Below are 22,901 nucleotides of genomic sequence, written 5' to 3'. Positions count from 1 at the left end.
GGCAAGATCTTTCACGAGCTGGAGGCTCCCAGTGAAATCGGCAGCGATCGACCACGCGATGTCGGCTACGGTGCAGCTCGATGCACAGCCGGCAGCCCTGAATGATCAGATCATCGATCAAGCGACCCAGGTCACCCGTCTGTTACGCGAGTTCGTGAGGAGCGAGGCGATCGCGCTAGTCGCGATGGATCCGATATCCCGAAATCACCGTTTCCTGGCGGTTGACGGATACACGGACAAAACGATGTCCTACGTGCTGGACGGCTTCCCTGGGACCTGCCCCGCTTACGCCATAGCGCGCGAAAGGGACACGCACTCGCTGCGTTGGCGAGATTACAAGCGCGACTGGAATCTCTCTCTGCCGGATACCTTCACCGCCCAGGAATACCTGATGCCGGATGGCTTCAGGGAAGGCTCGACGATGTGCCTGCGCGTCGCCGATGGCCGGTACATCGGGGCCATCCACATGAGCTGGTCCAAGGAGGCGCACGCCAAGGACGAGCACCGCGAGATGACCGAGCGCTTCCGCCCGATTCTGCTGAACCTATGTGATCAGCTGAGGACACCACAGCTGCTGGCCGATGAGCTGGCGCCAGGCGCCTATGCCATCGCCGTCTCGCCGAACGGTTTTGCGTTTCACCTCCCCAACCGTAGTCCGGGCCCGCATCTCGGCGAGGGCGGAGAACTTCGCCGGCTGGTGCTGGAGAAGGCGAAATCGCTCAGCGCTCAACGCTTCGTCTGGCCGGACGAGGCCGGCCGCTGTCACCAGGTTGCGATCACGACCTGCCGTGGAAACATCCTCCTGATCACAGAACAATGTATTCGCTGGCCGTATAATCTCTCGCTCCGGGAGGTACAGATCCTGCATCTCGTGACCAGCGGCGCGTCAAATCCCAACATCGCCGAGCAGCTCTTCGTGTCGCCCCGCACGGTCTCCACGCACATCGAGCACATCCTCGCAAAGATGGGCTGCGACTCGCGCACGCGACTCGCGGCGCTTGCGGTGTCCGAAGGACTGCTGCTGGCGGAGTCCCCCGCGCGGCGATCTCGGACCTTTGCCGGCCATTGATCCGCAGCGACAATTTCAGCTGGATGGCGCGGCTTGCGCAGTCCCATCCTTCAGAAGCACCACGAGACCCGCGGCCACGAGGCAGGCGAGGCCGACGCCCACGAATCCGACCGCATAGGCTCCCAGGCCAAGGGCGCCGATCCCGGCCGAAGCGATAACGCCTCCTGCCAGGTGCATCACGGTCATCCAGCCCATCGCTCTGCCGACGTGACGCGTGCCCAGATTTCCGGACATCAATCTGACCAGCGCAGGGAACGTCAGTGCCGCATCAAGACCATAGAGCGCGCCGAACCGGGCCAATTCGACCAGGCTGAAGCCGGTAAACGGAAGGTAGAGCAAGAGGAGCGCGCGGACGCAAAAGTAGAGCGCCAGCAGCGTTCGCGCTGAACAACGGTCCGCGATATGCCCGCTCACCACACTCCCTATCGCACCGCCAAATACGACAATCGCCATGACGTCCGCGCTCGATGTGAGGTCGAGACCCGCGCCCATGCAGAGCATACCGAGCTGGCCATCGATCAGCCCGGATGTCGACGCGCCGCAGATGCAGAAGATCGTGGCAAGGACCCAGAACCGCCAGTTCTTCTCCTTTGGACGCAATGCCGCGTGCCGCTTGGACTTGGGCTCTCGCGGCAAGTCTCCTCGTCGGGATATCGGGACAAGGACAACGGCGAACGCCGTGGCGAGCACCCCGAAGGCAGCGGCCTGGAACACGAAGCGCCAATCGAGCGCATTGGCCGCACGCGATGCCAGCAGCAGCCCCGCCGCCGATCCCAGCGGCTGCATCGACGCCAGGAAACCGAACCGTGTCCCACAATGCACTGCGTCGCCACGGCTGCCGGCCATCGCGCCGAGAAGGGAGGCGCTCAAAGAGCCACTGAAACCAAAACCCAGGCCCCAGGCCACAGTGAGATGCCATGGCGATGCGGCGCACGTCGTCCACGCCAGCGATGTCGCAAGGAGAGCCAGACTGGCGATCAACGGCGCTCGAACGCCGCAGCGTTCGAGGCTGTACGCCGCGAACGGCGATGCGCACGCGGAGACTACAATGCCGAGCGTGATCGGCAAGAACACGTCGGAGGGCTGCAACCCCCGATCTTGCTGGATCGTGACCGCCAGCAACGCGGGGAGGACCCGTGCGGCCGAGCCTGCAAAGATCGCCAAAGCGACGACCGCGGAGGCCATCGACCTGGAGGAGGCACGACCGGCGCACGACGCCGGTCGGACGAGCTGGAATGCGACGGGTTTGCCGGCGGGCTGCACCCTACTCGGCGGCCTGCGCACGACAACTCGCGGCATTCCTCTCGGGCGCGAGATCGATGCCAGGATTGCGATCGAAGAAGCCGCTGGGCATCAGCTTGAAGCCGGTGAAGATGCAGGGTTGAACGGGAAAGTCCTCAGGGCGGACCTGGTGGTGAAGACCGAAGACGTGCCAGAGCACGATATCAGTGTTCTCGATATTCCGGTTCTTCCTGACAAAGTCGGAGACACCTCCCGTCCCATCCGAGTGGTTCATGTGTTCACCAGCCGGATATCGCTCTTCGGGATCGAAGGCCGTCACCCAGAGCTGGTTCTTGATGAAAGTCGAGCGCCTGCCCGACGGCGACTCGGGATGGATGAATGGTGTCACGGGGTGACTGGCCTCGAGCTTGTACCCTGTCGGCGTGCCGACCCAGTTCTTGCGATTGGGGTTGATAATCTTCCAGGCCCGATGGGTCGCTGGGTTCACCTGGCGGCACCCACCAAGCTCGGTTTTGAGAACCGTCTCCTCCTCGTAGAAGCCGTTGCCGTAGGCATTATCCGGCCCCCAGGCATCGGCCTTCGTATTGAGCTCGACGACACTGTTGTCGTCACCATCGACATTCATGTCGAGCCGCGCGCAAAAGATGTGCTGGTGAATGTGACCGACGACGCCGGGGGCGACCTCCCTGCCGTATTTGCCAGGTTGGCCCGGATGGCAGGCGGCCGTGTTGATGATGCCAGTCGCCTTGAGCTCGAACTGGATCGAGCCGTCCGTATGGAAGTACCAAAACAGCCCATATTCGTAGTTGGCGACCGTCGCGATGCACGAGATGACCAGCCTTCGGGCACGCCGTGACTCAACGTTGTTGGAGCGGAAGTCCCAATGCTTCCACAGCAGGCCGGCATCCTCCTCGTGGATGCAGATCGCGTTCTCTATCGTGACGACGTTGCCGTCCATCGTTGCGAGATGAGCATCGAGATAGGCTATGGCACCGAGGCAATCACAGCCGAGCTTCAGCGAGTTCGCGAGCTTGCCTATGCCGTACTCGCCGATATCGAAGACGTTCTTCCGGAAATGCCCCTTCTCCGTCGTGCCGTATGGGACGACCATTTCCACCAGCGAGGCGCGGTGCGCGACCGGTCGCCCATCGTAGCTGATATCATGAAGAGTTAGGCCCTCGCGTGAATTGAAGCCGACAAGCACGGACCACCGGTCCCATTCCAGCCGATGTCCATCGAGCTTGAACGAAACGCCCTCGGGCTGAACGATATTGAGTGGTCTATAGGGCGTGCGCGGCTTCTTGATGAACTCCGCCTCGTAGTTCACCTCTGCCTCGGGAATCGGGATGATCTCATGGTCGTCCACGCGGATGATCTCGTAGGTCTTGATATCGACCACGGCGTTCAGGCCACCGATCGGGTGCGCATAGAGATTGTCGTTCTCCCGCAGACGCAGCCAGGCGAAGATGTGCGCGAGATATCGGCCATCCTCGCCCGGAATGTCGAAATTGCCCGCCGACCGCGGATCGATGCAGACAAGCGACATGTCCTCGATGCCGCGCTTCTTGCAGGCAGCAATGAACGCGGGAGCCGCGCGCACGGCGTCTTCGATGGCCGTGAACTGTTCGAGCTGAATCATCGGCTTGGCGGTTTGCACATATTTCGACGTGAGAACTGTTCCTTGCGCAAGCGAAACCGTCAGACGCCAGACGCCATCCTCCCTGACCTTGAACAGATTGACCCGAGCCTCCCTTTTTATGGGATTTCCGGGCTTGTACTGACGTACGACCGATTTCTCAGGTTCGAGAAGTTCGATCGTCTCGAAGAGAAATTCGGCGCCGTACTGTGGATCATTGCGGACGATCCGGATCACCGCAGCGATTTCGGCTGCCGTCAGCGGGTCGAGAGGATGCTTCACGGCATCCGTGTTAGGCGTGCCCGGGACGCACGTGCAGGACGAGGAAGCGGCGGCAGTGTCCATGGGTTACCTCCTTGCATAGGCGACTGGGTGCAGACGAGCGCAGCGACGAAATTCGCCCGTAGATCACACCTCGACGGATCGTTTCTCATCAGGCGAACGTCCGGCCCGGTTTACTCGCAGACGGACAGCCGACTTTCGTCCGCGCATCTCCATTCGACAATACGTCAGCTGACCGATTTCGATGATCCGTTCGCCGAACACTGCGGATCGTTGGACGTTTTATGCTTCGAGCTCCGGAAGGTACGAATGGACAATCGAGTCGCTCATCACCGCGCACCCTCCGTTGTCGCGAACGATGAATTTTTCTTGTGTGTGCCTCGCCGCAGGATCCAAATGTCAAGCGGCCTGAACCCAGCGGAGCAACCATCTTCGATCACTCTGCTCGCGGCATTTGAACTGCTCGAGGCACTTCTTTGAACAGAGGGCGGTTCGCCAACTGTAGTACCGGACGAGACCAAACTTTCCGTTGCAGATCGCACAGCGATTTTCTGAGCTATTCCGAAGACATTGCGAGCTGTTGCGCATTTGCTCCTCCCGTAGATGTCCTCTCGTCGATTTCGCTCGATTAGTTCTTCGAGCGTTGTCGTTTGAATTGCGAAAACGGCCGGATGGTTGAGTCTGCGTTGCGCAGCGGAGTGCTGCAATACGTTAGTTGACCGATTCTGGGGGTGCCGGCGCGATGCTAAGACTGCGCGGGGTTGGCTCGCGACGAGACCGTTTGGAATGCCGGCCCGATGTTCGTGCAACAGGAGGAGACATGCTTGGCCCCTACAACACTGGCCTGGACAAGAACCCGGCCAATTTCCAACCGCTGACGCCGCTGAGTTTCCTCACGCGCACGGCCACCGTGTATCCGCACGTCACGAGCACCATCTATGAGGACCGCAGATTCACATGGGCCGAGACTTACGATCGGTGTCGGCGTCTGGCCGCCTATCTCACCGCGCTCGGCGTCGGTGGCGGCGACACCGTCGCAGCCATGCTGCCCAACGTGCCCGCCATGCATGAGCTCCACTTTGCCGTACCGATGGTGGGAGCGGTGCTGAACACACTAAACCTGCGGCTCGATGCTGCCTCGATCGCGTTTCAGTTGGACCATGGCAGCGCAAAGGTCGTCTTCGTCGACCCGGAATTCTCTGACCTGGTCACGGAGGCAACCACACTGCTGACCGGACGGAAGCCGTTTATCTTCGACGTCGACGATGCGGCAATCAAGGGCAGGAAAAGGATCGGCGAGGTCGAATATGAAGCGGCAATCATCCAGGGCGATGCGCAGTTCCTGCCCCGCTATCCCGAAGACGAATGGGATGCGATCGCGCTCAGCTACACATCTGGCACCACGGGTGATCCCAAGGGCGTCGTCACCTGCCACCGCGGGGCCTATCTCAACGCGGTCAGCAATGTGTTGGCGGCCAACCTGGGCATGCACCCGGTCTATCTGTGGACGCTTCCGATGTTCCACTGCAACGGCTGGTGTTTCCCCTGGACCATTGCGGTTACCGCGGGCATCAACGTCTGCCTCCGCAAGGTCGACCCCGCCAAGATCTTCGAATTGATTGCCCGACATGGCGTCACCCACATGAGCGGTGCTCCGATCGTCTACAACACGCTGATCAATGCGCCGGGGGCACCTCGTGGCAACGCCGCCAAATTCGTCCACGGCTTGATCGCCGGCGCGGCCCCGCCGGTCGCCGTGCTCGCCGGCGCCGAGAGCGTCGGCATCAAACTCACTCATGTGTATGGCCTGACCGAGGTTTATGGCCCAGCGGCGTTCTGCGCGGCCCAGCCTGGCTGGGACGACCTTTCAACCGATGACCGCGCGCAGCTCACCCGCCGCCAGGGCGTGCCCTACCCGCTGCAGGAAGCTGTCACCGTCATCGATCCCGACACCATGCAGCCGGTGCCGCGTGACGGCGAGACCACCGGCGAAGTTATGTTCCGCGGCAACATTGTAATGAAGGGCTACCTCAAGAACGCCGACGCCCACCCGCGATGCCTTCGCCGGCGGCTGGTTCCATACTGGCGACCTCGGCGTGGTCGACAAAGACGGCTATGTCATCATCAAGGACCGCTCCAAGGACATCATTATCTCCGGCGGTGAGAACATCTCCTCGGTCGAGATCGAGGACGTGCTCTACAAGCATCCGGCGGTGCTGTTCGCTGCCGTGGTCGCCAAGCCGGATCCAAAGTGGGGCGAGGTACCTTGGGCCTTCGTCGAGTTGAAGTCGAACGCGACCGCCACCGAAGCCGACATGCTCGGCTACTGTCGCGAGCACCTGCCGGGGTTCAAGTCGCCGAAGGCCGTCGTATTCGGAGAGCTGCCGAAGACGTCCACCGGAAAGATTCAGAAGTTCGTTCTACGAGACAGCGTCGGATCGGCCAAGGCGATCTCGACCTGAGTGCGCGACAAAATCATGGGATGCGCTTGGTGTCGCAGCGACGCTGAGACGGCATCAGTGCGCTTATACTCATCTCGCAAGTCGACTATGAAATAGCTTCTTCAAAGTCGACTGCTACGCGGTGAGTCCTCCGAACCAGGCTCCGAAATAGCCGGCATAGAGCGCCGGCCGCTCAAGGTTCATCGAATGACCGATGCGGGGCACGATCACCAGCCGACAATCCGGCATCGCATCGGCCATGGCGCGCAGATCCGCGAGTGCAATCCAACCGTCCGACTCGCCCCACAAAACGAGGTGCGGATGCCGGATCTCCGACATGCGCCCCTCAAGCTCGCGGCTCTCGCTCTCGCGCGTCAGGTTGACCGGCGTTCCGATCCAGATCCCCTCCGACACGCCGAAGGTCTGCTCGATGATCCGGTCGAATAGAGCCTGGATCTCGCCGAGACCCTCGCGAAAGCGTGGGATCTTGCCTGCCCCCATGGTCTCCGGGACAAACAGCGAAGAGGCGGCGGTGGCCATCACGGACCGCGTCAGCTCCTTGCTCGCCATCATCGCCCTGAACAGCCCGATCTGTTCGGCATTGAAGGCAATGCCGAACGGGGTCACCGGATCCAGCGCAAAGACGCGGCCGAACCGCTGCGGCTGCTTCAACAGCATGCGCGCGGCGATGATACCTCCGGTCGAATGGGTCGCAAGGTGGCAGAATCTGATTCCGAGCGCATCGAGGGCGGCCAGCATGTCCTCAGCGTGCTGCTGCATCGTGTAGTTGGAATGGTCCGAAGCCGGCTTTGGCCGGTCGCTGTCTCCGCAACCACGCCAATCAATTCCGACCACGCGGAGTCCAGTCGGAAACATCGGCGCGGCAAGCTCGATCCAATCCTTGCTGGCGAGATTGCCGTGGATGAAGACGACGGTGACGTCGCCTCGTCCCCACTCCCTCCAGCCAAGTTGGATGTCGCCCGCCTGCACTCTCGGCATGGACGGATCCTATTTGTTCAGACCTGCCGTCGGCGCCGCACCGGGCGGCGTTGGCGCCACCGGCAAGGCCGATACCACCGCGCCCTTGATCATGCGGTCGGTGCCGAGCGGCGACGAGGTGTCGACCGTTCCCTTCGTCACGAAGTCCACGACATCGGCGGCATACTCCACGGGGTTGTCGGTATGGATGAAGTGTCCGGTCTCCGGATAGATCTTGAGCATCGGCCGATTGCCGGCATTCGTCATCCGCGTCATGAACGGCGTGATGACGTCGCGGCCGAGGTCCGTCAGCCCGTTGAACGCGGGCGTCGGGATGAACGGTTCCTTGTCGCCGAAGGCGAGGAAGATCGGCGCCTTGATCTGGGTGACCCTTTCATAGAGGTTCTTCGGGTCATCCTGCTGAAGCTCTGCGCCGATGGTGTAGATGTCGAAGATGAAGACGTTGCACCACTGCTCGAGCTCCTTCGGGTTGCCCTTGGTGAGCCCAACGCGCTGCTCGGTGTGGAAGCGAGCGTATTCGCTGTCGCTGAAGAAATAGCCGCTCTTTGCGGCCGACACCGCGCCGGTGTCCGGGTCACGCTTCTTGAAATAGAAGAAGTCGCGGATGTTCTGCTCGTCGCGCGCCTTCTCCGCTGCCAGGATTCCGGTCTGGTCCCAGACCTGCTTCCACTTGTCGAAGTCACGGCCGAGACCGTCCGCAAAGAGAGGAGCCTTCTTGTCCTTCGCGATGGTGATCTCGCGGGGATATTCCTCGAGGCCCGACGGCGCTTCCAGCGCAAGGCCCTGCACCGCGTCGGGCCAGGTCAGGGCATAGCCCACCACGAACTGACCGCCCAGCGAATGACCGAGATAGTAGGCCTTCTTGACGCCGAGCTGGTTGACGACGAGGTCGTAGATCACCTCGCGCATGTCCTGCATCGTGCGCGCCGGGCTCTTGTCGAGATTTCCGGGCCCGGACATCCCATAATGCGGCAGGTCGGGTACGATCACGCGCAGGCCGCTGCGCAATGCGTATTGCATGATATTGCCGTAGTGGCCGCCGAAGGCGCCCTTGCCGTGGATGATGACGAGGACCTTCGGGTCCTTGTCGGTGCCGGCATACTCGTCCATGTAGCCGATTTCCCAGGAATTGCCGCTCTTGTCCTTGGCGTCGGCGAACTTGACCGGATAGGGATAGGTCACATAGGCCTTCCAGAACGACTTCTTGGGATCGATCTTCTGGGCGACATCGGGCGTGCGATAATTCTTGTCGACGAATTTCTGGGCGCGATCGAGCGCTGCCACGTCGTCCATAAAGGCAACGAACTTCGGATCGTTCTTGCGCTGATTGATGATCGGGAACACGCCGTAATGGGCGACCGGGCTCTCCTGCGCGATCAGGTCCGCGCCAGGTACGCGATCAACGGCCTTCTGCGCCAGCTTAAAGTTCAGCCAGAGGTCGTTCGTAATGTGCATCACCAGCGTGCGCGCCTGGATGCGGCCGAGATAGGGGTTGATGTTGTGGGTCTCGCCGACCCGGTTACGCCAGACGAGGTCGACTGCGTCATAGAGCTTGGCGCGGTTGGTGACGTTCAATCCCGCCTTCTCGTTCGGCGGATCCCAGTAGAAGATCTCGGGCTGAACGGCGGGCCAGTTCTGGGTCGTACGGAAGGCAAAGTCGTAACCCGTCATTCCGAGGATCGACCAGCCGAACGCAACGCCCGGCACCGGATGCTTCTCCTTGGGCAGCTTGTAGTAATCGCCGTTGGTGGCCTGCCAGACCGGATCGGACTGGATCGCTGCCGTCATCATCTGGAACGTCCAATTGCCGACGGGGTCGTCGCCATCCGACTGCGTGGTTCCGCCGATCGGCATCAGGGCGTTGATGTACTCCGGATGCATCACGCCCCAGACGTAAGTCTGCGTGCCGCCCATGGAGACGCCGGTGACGAGCGCGACGCGCGCGACCTTCAGCTCGTCCCGCAGCAGGCGATAATTGGCCTGCACCATGTCGTAGTAGCTGTATTGTGGAAATTTGACGCCGAGCCCGTCGGACGGCTTGCTTGCGCCCCACGTGCCGAGCGGGTCGACCATGATGACATAGTAGCGATCGGTATCGATCGGGCGGCCCGGACCAATGATCGGCACGCCGCCTGAGAGCGCGGCGCCCTTCACCCACTGCTCGTACATGTCGGTGGAATCGCCGGAATAGTAGGAGTTGATCACGACGGCATTGGTGATCTCGCCGGCGGCGTTGCGACGCGCGTTGCCGATGGCAATATAGGCGGTGCGCAGCTTGCCGGCGCCGAGGGATTCCAGCGTGACCCCTCCCTCGCCGCCATTCTCCCATTTGGAGGGATCGGTCAGGTCGTACTTGCCGCCAAGACGGAAGTTGGCGATTTCGTAGGTCTTCTTCAAGCCGTCATGCTGCACCTGCGACGAGCGGCGGGTAAAGGGTTGTGCGGCAGCGAGAGCGGTGCCGACCAGCAGCACGATCAAGCCAAGGAAGCAACGCTTCGCGATATCGGTCCCGGTCATGACGGATTCCTCCCTGGACAGTTTTTCGTACGCTAGGCACTTCGGCACGGGGGGCTTTGATCTAACTCAATGGAATTCCAGCGCGGAGGTCGAGGATTGGAGGCATCAGATCGTCGGTAGTTTTTGCGATGCCTTTCCTCAGCCACGGCTCGTATCGGATACGCTATGAGCTCGAAGGGCCGACGGGCGCGCCTGCCTACGTGCTCGTGAACGGGCTTACGCAATATTCCGAGCTGTGGGGCGCTTATCGCGCCGCGCTTTTCGCGCGAGGCTTTCGCGTTGCGACATTCGATCTGCTTGGTCAGGGCGCCTCGGACAAGCCGACGCTCTACATTAGCCAGGACGACCAGGTCAGTGCATTGCGCCTTCTGATCGACGAGCTTGGGGACGGTCCCATCTTCCTGAGTGGAGTCAGTTTCGGCGGCCTGATCGCGCTGCGATACGCCATCGATCATGGCGGGCGGCTCTCCGGGCTGGTGCCGATGAGTTGCTTTGCGGAGCTGTCACCCCAGCTTTTGCTGCTTGGCAACGCCCTGCGCACCGGACTGATCCTCGGCGGCACAAGTTATCTCCAGGACCTGCTGCTGCCGATGAATCTGTCAGACCAATGGCTGGAGCCGCTGTTGGACAAGCTCGACAGCGTCAAGCGCCAGGGCTGGCTGGTGAACGACGTCTACGCACTTCAGAACTTGATGGAATCGTTTCTCGATTTCCAGCCGCTGACGCCGCGTCTGTCGGCGATCGCTGTTCCGACCATGATCCTCAACGGCGAGTTCGATTTTCTGACGCCGCGCAGTGTGCACGAAACATTGCGCATCGAGATTCCCAACAGCTCGATGGTGATCATTCCAAAGGCCTACCACGCCTTCACGCTGGAGAAAGGCGCGTTGACGGCCGATCTGCTTGCACGCTTTGCCGAGGACGTGCTGGCCGGCCGCTGGCAAGGCAATCAAGCCGTCTGGGTGGCGCCGGAGGAACCTGGCGGCGAGCTTACGCCTTTCCCCGCCGGTTACGATCATCTGCGCGCCATTCCGGTCAAGCGAGCGCTGCCATGAGCGGCTTCCTCGATCCTCTCGCATCAGACGGCCGCATTCCACCGCACCAGCAGACGCGGATCGCAGCGTTCCTGATCTCGGCGCATGGCGCGCTGGCGCGGCAGTCCGCATTGACGTTGCCCGCAACGCTTGAGTCCGGCTGGCAAACCGAATTGAATGCGCAACTCTTCCGCGAAACTGAAATCGTCTCCCTGCTGATCCGCGCCACGAGTTGGGCGCCTGACCCCGGCCTGGGTTACATGGCCGTCGGCTGGGAAAGCGCCTGGTACCCGGCACCGGTGCACGACATACCCGATTGGCCCCTCGCCATGGCGGCAGGGCTCGCGACGCTTGCGCATGCCGTCCACGCCGCGATCCGGCCGGCTGCACTGTTGCCGACGGCCGCAAATCCGGCCGATCCGTTCGTGATGGCGCTGCGCCGGATCGAGTTCGAGAGCGGCCGCATGCTCCAGACCCAGATCATGATCCTGAAGAGCTCAACCCTGCAGCCCCATCGCGACGCCATCAATTCCGCATTGGAACGCCGCCACCGTGAGGTGCGCAAGCTTTGGCACGACATGCTCCGAAGCATCGGGATCGCCGTCGATGATTCAAATGGCGGTCAGCCTTGATGCAAATCAAAGGACCGCGGTGAAGGTGGGCAAACATCCGCTACTGCCCTGCCGTATCCGACCGGGAGTTTCAATCATGAAGGCCGTTTCCGTCGAAGAAGCCGTTGCAATGATCCCGGCGGGCGCCAGCATCATGGTCGGCGGCTTCATGGGCGTGGGGACGCCGGAGCGCCTGCTCGACGAGGTCGCGCGCCAGCACAAGGCAGGCCTGACGCTGATCTCAAACGACGCCGCGACGCCCGGCAGGGGCGTCGGCAAGCTGTTCGATCAGGCGCTGGTGTCGAAGCTGACCGCAACGCATATCGGCCTCAATCCGAAGGCGCAACAGCAGATGCTGGCGAACCAGATCGCCGTCGACCTGGTCCCGCAAGGCACCTTCGTCGAACGCATCCGCGCGGGGGGATGCGGCCTGGGCGGCGTGCTGACGCCGACGGGCGTCGGGACCCTCGTTGCCGAAGGCAAGCGTCAGATCGAGGTCGATGGCCGGGCATTCCTGCTGGAAACGGCACTACGCGCGCAGTTTGCGCTGGTGCACGCCTTCCTTGCCGATTATCTCGGCAACCTCGCCTACGCGCTCACCTCGCGCAATTTCAATCCGATCATGGCGATGGCGGCGGACACCGTCATCGTGACCGCGGAGCATATCGTCCCCGTCGGCGTGATCGCGCCCGATCACGTCGTCACTCCCGCACCGCTGGTCGACTACCTCATCACCAACGGGTGACATCATGGATCCCCAGATCATCATCGCCCGGCGCGTCGCCAAGGAGTTGAGGAGCGGCAATCTCGTCAATCTCGGCATCGGCATTCCGACCCTGGTCGCGAACTACGTGCCGTCCGATCTGAAAGTCTTCTTCCAGTCGGAGAACGGCCTGATCGGCACCGGGCCGATTCCCGAGCAGGGGATGGCCCATCCGACCCTCACCGACGCCGGCGGGCGCCCGATCAGCGCGCTGCCGGGCGCCTCGACCTTCGACAGCGCGATGTCGTTTGGGCTGATCCGCGGCGGTCACGTCGACGTCACCGTGCTCGGCGGCCTCCAGGTCGACGCACATGGTCATCTCGCCAACTGGATGATCCCCGGCAAGATGGTGCCGGGCATGGGCGGCGCCATGGATCTCGTGAGCGGCGCCAAGCGCGTCATCGTGGCCATGCAGCACGCGGCAAAGGGCAAGTCGAAGATCGTGGCGAAATGCACGCTGCCGCTGACTTCGGCACGCCCCGTCAACCTGGTCGTGACCGACATGGCCGTGATTGGCTTCCCCGGGGGCAAGGCGACACTCCTGGAAACCGCGCCCGGCATCAGCGTCGGCGAAGTCTTGGCGCTGACCGAGGCTGAGCTCGCCATTCCCGACAATGTTCCGGAAATGAGACTCTGAGCAGGTGAACCCATGCGGATATTCAGCGACTTCGACGAGATCAAATCCGCTGTCGGCACCGAGATCGGTGCCAGCGACTGGATCGAGATCACGCAGGCGCGCATCAACCAGTTCGCCGAGGCGACCTGTGACGAGCAATGGATCCATGTCGACCAGGAGCGCGCGAGCAAGGAAATGCCCGGCGGCAAGACCATCGCTCATGGCCTTCTCTCGCTCGCCTTGGCCCCGCTGTTCATCCGCTCGGTCATCGGCCTGAAGGGCCTGCGCAACACGCTCAACTACGGCGCGGACCGGATCAGGTATCTGGCGCCGGTGCCGGCTGGTTCAAGGCTGCGCGGCCGCGTCACGGTCGCCGAAGCCGAGGACGTGCCGCCCGACGGATTGCGTGTCAATTACCACCTCGTGATCGAGATCGAGGGCGGCAGGAAGCCCGCCTGCGTCGCCGAGCTGATCGCCCTGCACTACCGCTGAAAGAAGAAACTCGAAAACAACCCCATGCACAGTAGCCATGGGGTCCACCGCACCGCATCTTCTGCTTTTACGAAAAAATGCATTGCCCCGTCGGGCAAAACACCGGCAATATGCCATCATCAAACCACGTGCCGAGGCCACCCGGCCCGGCGCGACAGCGCACCGATCCACCATCAATCGATGATGTGATAGCCACCATCGATATAGAGAACACCGCCGGTGATCAGCTTCGCGCCGTCGAGCGCCAGGAACGCGGTGGCATTGCCGACATCGTCGATGCTGACGAGGCTGCGCGTGGGCGCCTTGGACTGTGCCTTGTCCATGAGCTCGTCAAACTCGGGAATGCCTGAGGCCGCGCGGGTCGCAAGCGGTCCCGGCGAGATCGCGTGCACGCGAATGCCTTTCGGCCCGAGCTCTGCAGCCGCATAGCGAACGGACGCCTCGAGCGCCGCCTTGGCCACGCCCATGATATTGTAGTTCTCCACCACCATCTGGCTGCCGTAATAGGTCATGGTGAACATCGTGCCGCCGTTCTTCATCAGCGGCTCGGCGAGATGTGCCATCCGCAGGAACGACCAGCAGGAGACGTCCATGGTTTTCAGGAAGCCGTCGCGGCCGACGTCGACGACGCGGCCGTGCAGCGCCTCCTTGGGTGAGAAGGCGATGGAATGAAGCAGGAAATCGAGCTGCCCCCACTCCGACTTGATGCGTTCGAACACCGCTTCGGTCTGCCCCTCGACCATGACGTCCAGCGGCACGAAGATCGGCGCCTCGAGCGCCTGGGCCAGCGGCTCGACGTGCTTCTTGGCACGCTCGTTCAGATAGGTGACGGCGAGATCGGCGCCGAGCGCGCGAAACGCCCTGGCGCACCCCCAGGCGATCGACTGGTCGTTGGCGATGCCGACGACGAGGCCCTTCTTCCCCTTCAGAGCAACCTTGCTGTCCGGAAATACTGGGATCATGACACCCTCTCATGTCTGGGGCCGGGCGATTGGCCGTTCATCAGCAGCGACAGCGTATGCTGTGCGATCATCAATTCCTCGTCCGTCGGTATGACATAGACGGGCACGCGACTGGCCTTCGCGGATATCAGGCGCGAATGGCGCGCGTTTTCGGCTGCGTCGAGTGCCACGCCGAGCCAGCCGAGTTGCTCCGCCACGCGCGCGCGAATGCCGCTGGAATTCTCGCCGATGCCGGCGGTGAAGACGAAGGCATCGATGCCCTGCAGCGCCGCGGCCAGCATGCCGGCGCTGAGACCGATGCGATAGACGAAATAGTCCACCGCCAGCTTTGCTTGCGGATCGCCGCTCGCCTGCAGCTCGCGCATGTCGTTGCTGACGCCGGAGAGACCTTTCAGGCCGCAGTCGCGGTAAAGGAAATCTTGCACCTTCGATGGCGTCATCCCCTTCTCCGAGATCAGGTACAGCACGACTCCCGGATCGAGCTGACCGGGGCGGGTGCCCATCGGCAGTCCGTCGAGCGCGGTGAATCCCATGGTGCTCTCGACGCTCTGTCCGCCCTTCATGCCGCACATCGACGCACCGCTGCCCAGATGGGCGACGATCACCCGGCGTTTTGCGATATCGGGCGCGATCTGCGGCAAGGTACGGGAGATGTACTCATAGGACAGGCCGTGAAACCCGTAGCGGCGCACGCCTTCGGCGTGGAGCTGGTGCGGGATCGCGTAATGATCGGCCAGCGGACCATGGGTGCGGTGAAACGCGGTGTCGAAACAGGCGACCTGGGGCACTGTAGGGAAATTGGCGAGAATCGAACGGATCGGCGCCAGATTGTGGGGTTGATGCAGCGGCGCCAGAGCCACGAAGCGCTCCAACCGTGCCACCACGCCATGATCGATCAGAACCGGCCTCTCGAATTCCGGCCCGCCATGGACGACTCGGTGCCCGACCGCCAAGGGTTGGATGCGGACTTCATTGCGCAGCCACTCGCCGGCGATCGCCATCGCCGCCGGAACGTCCCCGATCGCCTCGATCGGATAGGCGCGATCGGCCATGGGATCGCCGCCAGCTCCATTCGCCCGCAGGCGCGGACGACTGCCGATGCCGTCCACCTGTCCCTTGATCAACCGGCGAAGCCTGCCTTCATCGTCGACTGCGAAGACCTGGAACTTGACGCTCGAGGAGCCGGCGTTGACGACCAGGATGCTGTCCATGGCAATCACGCCGCAATGGTCGGCGCACTCTGGCGCCGGGCGTTGGCATAAAGCGCGGCGACGGCGCAGGATGCCATTCGCGCCCTCGCGCTGTCCGCGCGCGAGGTCAGGACGACCGGCACCCGCGCGCCGAGCACTATGCCGGCGCCGTCGGCCTTGGCGAAATAAGCGAGATTCTTGGCGAGCATGTTGCCCGCTTCCAGATCAGGCACGACCAGGATCTGCGCGCGGCCGGCGACCTCGGACTCGATACCTTTGATGCGCGCCGATTCGACATCGATCGCATTGTCGAACGCCAGCGGCCCGTCAAGCACGCCACCGGTGATCTGCCCGCGGTCCGCCATCTTGCAAAGAGCCGCAGCCTCGATCGTCGACGGAATCTTCGATGTGACCGTCTCCACGGCGGACAGGATGGCGACCCGGGGCGACTGGCCGAACCCGGCCTGGTTGTAGAGATCGATCGCGTTCTGGATGATGTCGCGCTTGGCATCGAGGTCGGGGAAGATGTTGATCGCGGCGTCGGTGACGAAGATGGTCTCGGCATAGGCCGGCACGTCCATGACGAAGACATGGCTGATGCGCCGATCGGTCCGCAGCCCGCCGACCTTGGCGGTCACGGCCCGCATCAACTCGTCGGTGTGCAGGCTGCCCTTCATCAGAAGTTCACCTCTCGCGGAGTGGATCAATTCGACGCCCTTCGCTGCGGCATCGTCGCTGTGCGCGGCATCGACGATCTCGCAGCGGGAGATGTCCAGACCGAACTTGGCGGCGGTATCCCTGATCTTCCGCTCCGGTCCGACCAGCACGGGCCGAATGATGCCCGCAGCCGCGCTGTCCAGGGCGCCCCGCAACGACGTCTCGTCGCAGGGATGCACGACGACGGTGGGCGCGGGCGGGATCGCCCTGGCCGCGGCGATCAGGCGATCGTACTTGCTGGGAGAGTGCGTAGCCGCCGCATCTGGTGACATCATGTTGCTCCCGGTCCTTGCAACCCGCGTTAGGATGCCTTCGCCCTGGGATCGAAAGGGGCAACGTTCGACCCTCTTTCGGAACCCTCCGACGTGTCGATGCCGAACAGGCCGGCAACCTGCCCCAGCCGCCTCGCGCGCTCACCTGTGACGTCCTCGCTGGCCGACAGCACCCGCTCGATCGCCTCGAAGGTGCGGCAACGAGAATTGACGTCGTCAGGCAGCATCTTGGGGATGGCGGCCAGCGCGGCGTCCCGATCGAGCAGCAGCATGAAGAACTGCTCCCGCACCAGCATCTTGAATTCGGGCAGGGTCATGCGCGCCCCGTCCTGGTCCCTCCGGATCTGCCGCAGGGCTTCGATGCTTCGTTCGTCGACCATCCCGCGCGCCGACCCGACATAGAGCAAGGCGCGCAGCGCTGCCTCGCGAAGGCCGCCTTCGCCGATCCGCGATTTGAGTTCAGCAACGCGCTTCTCGAGCATCGCGCGATGCTCCGCCGACATCTCCCTCCGTGCGGAAGGTGCGGAGCCGGGATCAATTCCGACCGCGGCTTGCAGCGCCGGCGACCCATAGATGCTGAGGAACATCGCCTCGCTCAGAGCTTCCTGCTGATCTCGCCAACTGTCCAGAGCATGCACGATCTGCTTCGACATCTGTTCTTGGAAGGCAAGGAACGGATTATCCTTCGAGATTGGCTTGCGCTTCTCCTCGGCCTTCTCGGCCAATGATTTCACCGTCGCCATATAGGGATTTTTGCTGCTGAACAGCTCGTATTGCAGCCGCAGCGGATGCATCTTGTGAGCCCACTCGGCCATTTGCGGCGTCACCATGCCCTTGATCCAGGGCTGGAGGAATTTCTGATAGGCCTTGAGATTGATCTCCGAAACGCGTTTGGCGGTGGCGAAGCGGCGCTCGTCCTCGGGCGAGTTGCCGCCCATGGCGCGGATGTCATCGAGCGTCCGCGCCTCGCAGCGCATCACCCAATTGCCCATGGCGAGATCGGCATTTGTCGTATCGGCGGCCTTGGCGTCAAACGTGGCTTCATAGAGCCCAGGCGGCAGCACGTCGATCAGATCGATATTCTCGGAGAATTCGGCATGTTCCTTCTTGGCGACGCCACTGGACACGAAGATGCCGAGGTGGCCAACGGTTTCGTGGACGGTATATACGATCGTCTGCCCGTAGGCCCTGATCTCATCGACGTCGGCGTAGCAATCCAGGATCCAGTCCAGCGCCTGCTGCGGCGGCGTGATGTTGTCGCCCTCGGAGCAGAACACCACGATCGGCGACCTGATGTTGCGAAGGTCGACCTTGCGGCCGTCGGACATCTCGATGTTGCCCGCGGCCAGATTGTTGCCGACGAACAGCTCGTCGACGATGAACTGGATCTCCTCGGCGTTGAGGTTGACGTGGCCGCCCCACCAGCGCTCGAATTCGAGGTAGCGGTCCGCCTCGGTGTCGACCCTGGAATAGACGTTGTACTGCTTCGTCCACAGCGTGTTCGACGGGTTCTGGTTTTCGAAGTTCTGCACCAGCCAGGCGCCATCGAACTTGCCGGCGCCAAGATCGGATGTCAGAGCCGTCAGCCAGCTTCCGCCCAACAACCCGCCCGAATAGCGCATCGGATATTTGCCGCGCACGCCGGCCCAATAGGCCAGCGGCGCGCCGGCGATGATCAGCGGTCCGAACAGCTCGGGGCGCAGCGAGGCCAGAATCATGACGGCCCATCCGGCCTGGCAATTGCCGATGACGCAGGGCTTGCCGTCCGCATTGGGATGACGGCTGATGACCTCTTCGATGAAGATGGCTTCGGCGCGCGCAATGCGCTCGATGGTCTGTCCTGGCATCGGATCCGGCAGGAAGCCGATGAAATAGCAGGGGTGCCCCGCCTTCATGGCGACGCCGATTTCGCTGTCGGCCTTGAAGCCGCCGATGCCGGGGCCGTGGCCCGCGCGTGGGTCGATCACGACGAATGGCCGCCGATCCCTGTCGATCTCGACATTCTCAGGCGGAAGGATGCGCACCAGCGCGTAATTGACGGGTTCATCGAGCTTGCGGCCATCCATGATCAATTCTGCGGCATATTGCAGAACATGCGGCGCGGTCTGCGCGATGTGTTCCCGGTACTGGTCGCCGCGGCGACGCATGATGTCCAGGAACAGGACACTGCGTTGCCCCGCATCGACCATGTATTCGACCGCCGAAGCAACCAGCCCCGACATTGGACCGCTCGGAATTTGTGCCTTGTCCATGGACATGTTTCGACCTCTCCGTCGCGTTCGACAATTGATGATGCCGGGCGAGGACGAGCGTTGATCTAGGTCAAGATGATCTGCCCGCGCAAAAGGCTCTCATCCTGCACAGGCACGAGGCACGGCTTGCTTGGCGAGCCGAATGCCGCCGGAGCGACATCGGCATGTCAGACATCGCAAATTACCGCGCGCGGGCGGCGCTGAGGGACGGTACACCGATCGAGATCCGCGCGCTGCGCCCGAACGACGAGGCCGACATGCTGGCGGCGATCGAGCGCACCGGGCCGGACTCGCTCCGGAGCCGGTTTTTCGTCATGAAGCGGCACTTCTCGGAGAAGGAGCGAGCGTTCTTCATGGACTTGGATTTCAGCAATCACGTCGCACTTGCTGCCCTTGTCGAGGAACAAGGGCGTCCTGCGATCGTCGGTGGCGGGCGATATGTGGTCACGGACCCCGGTCGGGCCGAGATGGCCTTCGTCGTGGTGGACGCCTGGCAAGGCCGCGGCATCGGTTCCCTGCTCCTGAGGCATCTCATCGATATTGCGCGGGAGCATGGGATGCGGGAGCTGACGGCCGAAGTTCTGTCCGGCAACGCCTCGATGCGCCGCGTGTTCGCAAAGGCCGATTTCAGAATTGCGCGAAGCGATGATCCGGCGACGCTGCGCCTCGTTCTCGATCTCGCCCACACGCGGTCCGCGTGAGCCTCATCTGAAGGCGATCGTGATCTGGCTGATATTGGCGGCGAGCTCGAGGCCAGCCTTCGGGCCTTGCAGCACGATGTTCACGCCCTTCTCATTGCGGAGATGGACGCCGTTGACGCCCCCGACCACGGCAAAGCCGCCGCCAACCGAGCTGTAGGTGCCGGCGAAGTCGCCGACCTCGCGAATGCCTGACGCCCAGCCATCGAAGCGGCCGACTGTCGCGCCGACCGTGATACCGAAGCTCAGGCCGCTGATCCTGAACGGATAGGTTTTGCCGCGATAGGTCAGCACACCGCTGCCGGCGCCGCCGCCGACCAGAAGGCCCGCCTTGACGATTTTCGCGCGGACATGGCCGGCGGCTTGCGCCAGGGACGGCGTCGCCGGAATGGTCAGCCCGAGGGCCAGCAGAATAGCCGCGCTCAGGCGGAACAGGCGCGGGCGCGGTTTAGGGTTTTGCTGCATCGACCTTCTTCCAGGTTTCGTCGGGATCGAACAGCGTGGTTCGCTCGGCGATGGACTCGGTGCGCTTGCCCAGATCCTTCTGGTAGACAATGCCCTCGTGATTGACGAGAAACGTCATGACGCCGGAGTTGCCGTATTCCGCGGGCCAGGCGATCAGGCCGAAGCCACCGATCATCTTGCCGTTGACGACATAGTTGAGCGCACCGCCGCGCGCATCCCGGCCCTGCCCCTTGAGGATGTGGAAGTAGTAACCGTGATAGGGCACAGGTCCGACATCGCCCGCGCGATAACCCTCGTTCGCAGCCTCGGCTGCCAGCGCCCCCAGCGGGCTCGGGTCGCTGTCGTCGCGCCAGAACAGGCCGTCCTTCTTGCCGGGCGAGGAGAGGATGCGCTGGGCATAGACGCCGACGCCCTCGCCGCGGTCCTTGTCGGCGTATTCGTTCTGGGCGTCGACGAAAGCGAGCGCGGTCTGGATCGCATCGAGCTCGTTGCGGCCGATGCGCCGGCGCAGCACCTCGATGCGTCCCTCGCCGATGTCGAACTCCCAGCCGGCCTTGGTGTTGACCAGCGGAATCGGGAACGGGAAATCATCCGGCCCCAGCGTCAAGGTCGCGGTCTTGTTGCCTTCCGCCTTGATGCCGTGCTTGGCGTCGTACATCGATGCGAAGCGCTGACGGATATCGACGTCGGCAACCTCGTCACCCGAGGAGACGATATCCTGCGCATTCCTGCCGAGCACCTTCAAAATGTCCTTCGGACCGCTCTTGACCGCGGCCGCCAGCGCAGCCGCGGCGTCTTCCGGTGTCTTGTAGGATTCCTGCGCCTGCGATGCAGAGCCAAGCACCACCAACACCAGGAAGCCCGGCAACACTGCGCGGCGGAACGATTTCAACCCGGTCATGGCTTCACCTCCGCAGGAATCTTCGCGCCGCCGGCGAGCCAGTCGCGGTAGCTGCGGAATGTCAGTCCGAGCTTGTCGTAATAGACGCGCAAATAGCCATCGCTGCCGCGGGTTACGGCGTCGGGCATCACCCGCTCGACCTCTTGCGCCATCACGCCGACATAGGCCTTCTCGCTGCCGATGTAGCTGAAGCGGTAATAGCCGAGGCCGTTGGAAAGACGGCCGAGCAGAACGATATCGTGCTTCAGCGCGATATCGGAGCGCCGGCCACCGCCGCCGCCGCGGCCGCCTCCCCCAAAACCGCCTCCGCCGCCACGCATCGCCATTCCGCCCCCGCCGCCGCGCCCGGCCATGCCCGGTCCGCCGCCACCGCGCGGCATGCTCGCCATGCTGGCGCGACCGCGCGCGGACGCGGCGGCTGCCGAGCGGCCCGAAGAGACGTTCATGGCACCGCCGCGATTACCGCCGCCGCCGCGATTGGCCGCACCGCCGCCGGCACGGTTCGCAGCCTTGGTCGCAGGCTTGGTCGCAGGCTTGGCACGATCGCCGCCACCCCTGGCGCGATCAGCACCGCCCTTCGCACGATTACCGGCTCCGGCACGATCACCAGCACCAGGCCGATCACGCGTCCCAGCGCTCGGCCGATCGCCAGCCCCCGGACGATCGCCACGATTGCCAGCACCGCCGCGATCACCGGGGCCGTCACGATCTCCGGGGCCGCCACGATCTCCTGCGCGATCTCCTGCACGATCTCCTGCACGATCTCCTGCGCCAGCGCCCTGGCTCGGACGCAGCACCTGGTTGCCATCTCGGCCACGGAAATCCATCCGGTCCGCCGCACCGGCCCTGATGTTGTTGTTGCCGAAGCGCTGCTGCACGTTGTTGTTGGCGTAGCGTACGCCGCCCCGATGCGCCGGGTTGTGCTGCCAACCGTTGCCGATGTTGGTGGTGCGATGATTGACGTAGACGTTGCGATTGCCCCAGTTGCAGCCGCCGCCCCAGTAATTGCCCCAGCGCCCGATCGCCCATGCCGTGCCGAAAGCGATGCCGGCGGCAACCATGCCGGCGCCGACATAGGATGGATAACCCCAATAATAGGGCGGATACTCCGCATAGGGCCAGCTGCCGTAGACGGTCGCCGGATCGTAGTAAGGCACGTACATTACCGAGGGATCAGCCTGCTGAATCACGACGACCTGCTTGCCCTCCTGAGACTGGACACTGACCTTCTGCTGCTTGGTGGTGACAAGCTTCTTGTTGTCATAGGCCTTGTTGCGCAGCCGCTGGATCGCATCCATCACGTCGGGCTGCTGAGCGAGGAAGGCGTCGCCGAGCTTCTTGGTCCAATCGAGCTGGTCGCTCATCATGGCCAGGACATCAGCGGTACTGGCCAGCGCCTTGACGCTGTCGTCCCAGCTCTGCTTCTCGACTTCCGTCCTGAGCGCATCGCCCTTCAGCGTCTTGCGCTCCTTCAGCCAGCGGTCGGCCTGCACCACCTCCAGCGGATAGGTCGAAGCGGCCAGCACGTTGGCCAGCAATTCGTCGGGATAGAGCGCGATCGGCGCGACCAAGGCTTCGAGCTGCTCCGGCTTCAGCAGCTCGGCCGCCGGTGCCGTCGACGCTGCCGGTTGTGCCTGCGGAGCGGGATTCGCGGGTGGCGTCTCGGTCTGCGCCATTGCGGCGGACCAGGTCGCCATTGTGAACGCAAGCGCCACCAGGATCTTGCCGCAGCGAAACATCGC

General features: G+C 63.1%; 18 protein-coding genes and 1 pseudogene. 8 read left to right on the top strand and 11 right to left on the bottom strand.

Features of this window, described 5'->3' with window-relative positions:
• Window positions 1-31 precede the first annotated feature (31 nt).
• Window positions 32-1,069: a response regulator transcription factor gene (locus ACVW16_RS31740; protein WP_456734738.1), complete on the top strand. Its 1,038-nt coding sequence runs from the start codon at window positions 32-34 to the stop codon at window positions 1,067-1,069.
• Between the two features lie 15 nt (window positions 1,070-1,084).
• Here the strand turns inward: ACVW16_RS31740 and ACVW16_RS31735 are convergent, their stop codons facing one another.
• Both ACVW16_RS31735 and ACVW16_RS31730 read right to left on the bottom strand, forming a co-directional pair.
• Window positions 1,085-2,254 carry an MFS transporter gene (locus tag ACVW16_RS31735; protein WP_456734737.1) on the bottom strand — a complete coding sequence of 390 codons (1,170 nt, stop codon included), beginning with the start codon at window positions 2,252-2,254 and terminating at the stop codon, window positions 1,085-1,087.
• Window positions 2,255-2,333: 79 nt separating this feature from the next.
• Window positions 2,334-4,292, bottom strand: coding sequence for a primary-amine oxidase (locus ACVW16_RS31730; RefSeq protein ID WP_456738507.1), 1,959 nt, complete (start codon window positions 4,290-4,292; stop codon window positions 2,334-2,336).
• Between the two features lie 757 nt (window positions 4,293-5,049).
• Here ACVW16_RS31730 and ACVW16_RS31725 point away from each other — a divergent pair.
• Window positions 5,050-6,691 (top strand): annotated as a pseudogene (locus ACVW16_RS31725) (acyl-CoA synthetase).
• A gap of 114 nt (window positions 6,692-6,805) precedes the next feature.
• On the opposite strand, the gene ACVW16_RS31720 reads toward ACVW16_RS31725, so the two are convergent.
• The gene (locus ACVW16_RS31720; protein ID WP_456734734.1) at window positions 6,806-7,669 is read right to left on the bottom strand and encodes an alpha/beta fold hydrolase; all 864 of its coding nucleotides are present in this window, start codon (window positions 7,667-7,669) and stop codon (window positions 6,806-6,808) included.
• Between the two features lie 9 nt (window positions 7,670-7,678).
• A complete protein-coding gene (locus tag ACVW16_RS31715) occupies window positions 7,679-10,186 on the bottom strand; it encodes an alpha/beta hydrolase (RefSeq protein WP_456702915.1) in 2,508 nt (835 codons plus the stop codon).
• A gap of 128 nt (window positions 10,187-10,314) precedes the next feature.
• Between ACVW16_RS31715 and ACVW16_RS31710 the strand changes: the two genes are divergently transcribed.
• The 5 genes from ACVW16_RS31710 (at window position 10,315) to ACVW16_RS31690 (ending at window position 13,702) form a co-directional block, all read left to right on the top strand.
• Window positions 10,315-11,241, top strand: a complete 927-nt coding sequence (locus tag ACVW16_RS31710; protein WP_456702914.1) for an alpha/beta fold hydrolase — start codon at window positions 10,315-10,317, stop codon at window positions 11,239-11,241.
• Complete coding sequence (locus tag ACVW16_RS31705) at window positions 11,238-11,852, top strand: hypothetical protein (protein WP_456734733.1); 615 nt, start codon at window positions 11,238-11,240, stop codon at window positions 11,850-11,852. Before ACVW16_RS31710 ends, ACVW16_RS31705 begins: the two co-directional genes overlap by 4 nt.
• A 76-nt stretch (window positions 11,853-11,928) precedes the next feature.
• Window positions 11,929-12,576 carry a CoA transferase subunit A gene (locus ACVW16_RS31700; RefSeq protein ID WP_456702912.1) on the top strand — a complete coding sequence of 216 codons (648 nt, stop codon included), beginning with the start codon at window positions 11,929-11,931 and terminating at the stop codon, window positions 12,574-12,576.
• A 4-nt stretch (window positions 12,577-12,580) separates the two neighbouring features.
• Window positions 12,581-13,231: a 3-oxoacid CoA-transferase subunit B gene (locus ACVW16_RS31695; RefSeq protein ID WP_456702911.1), complete on the top strand. Its 651-nt coding sequence runs from the start codon at window positions 12,581-12,583 to the stop codon at window positions 13,229-13,231.
• 12 nt (window positions 13,232-13,243) lie between these two features.
• Window positions 13,244-13,702 carry a MaoC family dehydratase gene (locus ACVW16_RS31690; protein WP_456702910.1) on the top strand — a complete coding sequence of 153 codons (459 nt, stop codon included), beginning with the start codon at window positions 13,244-13,246 and terminating at the stop codon, window positions 13,700-13,702.
• A 173-nt stretch (window positions 13,703-13,875) separates the two neighbouring features.
• On the opposite strand, the gene fabI is transcribed toward ACVW16_RS31690, so the two are convergent.
• The 4 genes from fabI to ACVW16_RS31670 are packed head-to-tail and all read right to left on the bottom strand — an operon-like array spanning window position 13,876 to window position 19,101.
• Window positions 13,876-14,664 (bottom strand): enoyl-ACP reductase FabI, encoded by a 789-nt coding sequence (gene fabI / locus ACVW16_RS31685; RefSeq protein ID WP_456702909.1) that lies wholly within the window; start codon window positions 14,662-14,664, stop codon window positions 13,876-13,878.
• Window positions 14,661-15,875, bottom strand: a complete 1,215-nt coding sequence (locus ACVW16_RS31680) for an acetate/propionate family kinase (RefSeq protein WP_456734732.1) — start codon at window positions 15,873-15,875, stop codon at window positions 14,661-14,663. The genes fabI and ACVW16_RS31680 overlap by 4 nt, the downstream gene beginning before the upstream one ends.
• A 5-nt stretch (window positions 15,876-15,880) precedes the next feature.
• A complete protein-coding gene (locus tag ACVW16_RS31675) occupies window positions 15,881-16,843 on the bottom strand; it encodes a phosphate acetyltransferase (protein WP_456705245.1) in 963 nt (320 codons plus the stop codon).
• A 29-nt stretch (window positions 16,844-16,872) separates the two neighbouring features.
• On the bottom strand, window positions 16,873-19,101 hold the full coding sequence (locus ACVW16_RS31670; RefSeq protein ID WP_456734731.1) for a DUF3141 domain-containing protein: 2,229 nt from the start codon (window positions 19,099-19,101) through the stop codon (window positions 16,873-16,875).
• A gap of 158 nt (window positions 19,102-19,259) precedes the next feature.
• Between ACVW16_RS31670 and ACVW16_RS31665 the strand changes: the two genes are divergently transcribed.
• On the top strand, window positions 19,260-19,796 hold the full coding sequence (locus tag ACVW16_RS31665) for an N-acetyltransferase family protein (RefSeq protein WP_456734730.1): 537 nt from the start codon (window positions 19,260-19,262) through the stop codon (window positions 19,794-19,796).
• A 3-nt stretch (window positions 19,797-19,799) separates the two neighbouring features.
• Here ACVW16_RS31665 and ACVW16_RS31660 read toward each other — a convergent pair whose 3' ends face one another.
• The 3 genes from ACVW16_RS31660 to ACVW16_RS31650 are packed head-to-tail and all read right to left on the bottom strand — an operon-like array spanning window position 19,800 to window position 22,898.
• Window positions 19,800-20,258 carry a hypothetical protein gene (locus ACVW16_RS31660; RefSeq protein WP_456702905.1) on the bottom strand — a complete coding sequence of 153 codons (459 nt, stop codon included), beginning with the start codon at window positions 20,256-20,258 and terminating at the stop codon, window positions 19,800-19,802.
• Window positions 20,242-21,159: a DUF2950 domain-containing protein gene (locus ACVW16_RS31655; protein WP_456734729.1), complete on the bottom strand. Its 918-nt coding sequence runs from the start codon at window positions 21,157-21,159 to the stop codon at window positions 20,242-20,244. Before ACVW16_RS31655 ends, ACVW16_RS31660 begins: the two co-directional genes overlap by 17 nt.
• A complete protein-coding gene (locus ACVW16_RS31650) occupies window positions 21,156-22,898 on the bottom strand; it encodes a DUF3300 domain-containing protein (protein WP_456734728.1) in 1,743 nt (580 codons plus the stop codon). Before ACVW16_RS31650 ends, ACVW16_RS31655 begins: the two co-directional genes overlap by 4 nt.
• Window positions 22,899-22,901 lie beyond the last annotated feature (3 nt).

The organism is Bradyrhizobium sp. USDA 4474 (assembly GCF_054057515.1).
This window is presented reverse-complemented; position numbering and strand designations above follow the sequence as displayed.

Bases quoted from the DNA above. Each gene is read 5' to 3' on its own strand.
- ACVW16_RS31705 (WP_456734733.1), top strand. From the start codon at position 11,238: ATGAGCGGCTTCCTCGATCCTCTCGCATCAGACGGCCGCATTCCACCG.
- ACVW16_RS31710 (WP_456702914.1), top strand. From the start codon at position 10,315: ATGCCTTTCCTCAGCCACGGCTCGTATCGGATACGCTATGAGCTCGAA.
- ACVW16_RS31660 (WP_456702905.1), bottom strand. From the start codon at position 20,258: ATGCAGCAAAACCCTAAACCGCGCCCGCGCCTGTTCCGCCTGAGCGCG.
- ACVW16_RS31715 (WP_456702915.1), bottom strand. From the start codon at position 10,186: ATGACCGGGACCGATATCGCGAAGCGTTGCTTCCTTGGCTTGATCGTG.
- ACVW16_RS31700 (WP_456702912.1), top strand. From the start codon at position 11,929: ATGAAGGCCGTTTCCGTCGAAGAAGCCGTTGCAATGATCCCGGCGGGC.
- ACVW16_RS31675 (WP_456705245.1), bottom strand. From the start codon at position 16,843: ATGTCACCAGATGCGGCGGCTACGCACTCTCCCAGCAAGTACGATCGC.
- ACVW16_RS31670 (WP_456734731.1), bottom strand. From the start codon at position 19,101: ATGTCCATGGACAAGGCACAAATTCCGAGCGGTCCAATGTCGGGGCTG.
- ACVW16_RS31720 (WP_456734734.1), bottom strand. From the start codon at position 7,669: ATGCCGAGAGTGCAGGCGGGCGACATCCAACTTGGCTGGAGGGAGTGG.
- ACVW16_RS31650 (WP_456734728.1), bottom strand. From the start codon at position 22,898: ATGTTTCGCTGCGGCAAGATCCTGGTGGCGCTTGCGTTCACAATGGCG.
- ACVW16_RS31655 (WP_456734729.1), bottom strand. From the start codon at position 21,159: ATGACCGGGTTGAAATCGTTCCGCCGCGCAGTGTTGCCGGGCTTCCTG.
- ACVW16_RS31730 (WP_456738507.1), bottom strand. From the start codon at position 4,292: ATGGACACTGCCGCCGCTTCCTCGTCCTGCACGTGCGTCCCGGGCACG.
- ACVW16_RS31695 (WP_456702911.1), top strand. From the start codon at position 12,581: ATGGATCCCCAGATCATCATCGCCCGGCGCGTCGCCAAGGAGTTGAGG.
- fabI (WP_456702909.1), bottom strand. From the start codon at position 14,664: ATGATCCCAGTATTTCCGGACAGCAAGGTTGCTCTGAAGGGGAAGAAG.
- ACVW16_RS31690 (WP_456702910.1), top strand. From the start codon at position 13,244: ATGCGGATATTCAGCGACTTCGACGAGATCAAATCCGCTGTCGGCACC.
- ACVW16_RS31680 (WP_456734732.1), bottom strand. From the start codon at position 15,875: ATGGACAGCATCCTGGTCGTCAACGCCGGCTCCTCGAGCGTCAAGTTC.
- ACVW16_RS31735 (WP_456734737.1), bottom strand. From the start codon at position 2,254: ATGGCCTCCGCGGTCGTCGCTTTGGCGATCTTTGCAGGCTCGGCCGCA.
- ACVW16_RS31665 (WP_456734730.1), top strand. From the start codon at position 19,260: ATGTCAGACATCGCAAATTACCGCGCGCGGGCGGCGCTGAGGGACGGT.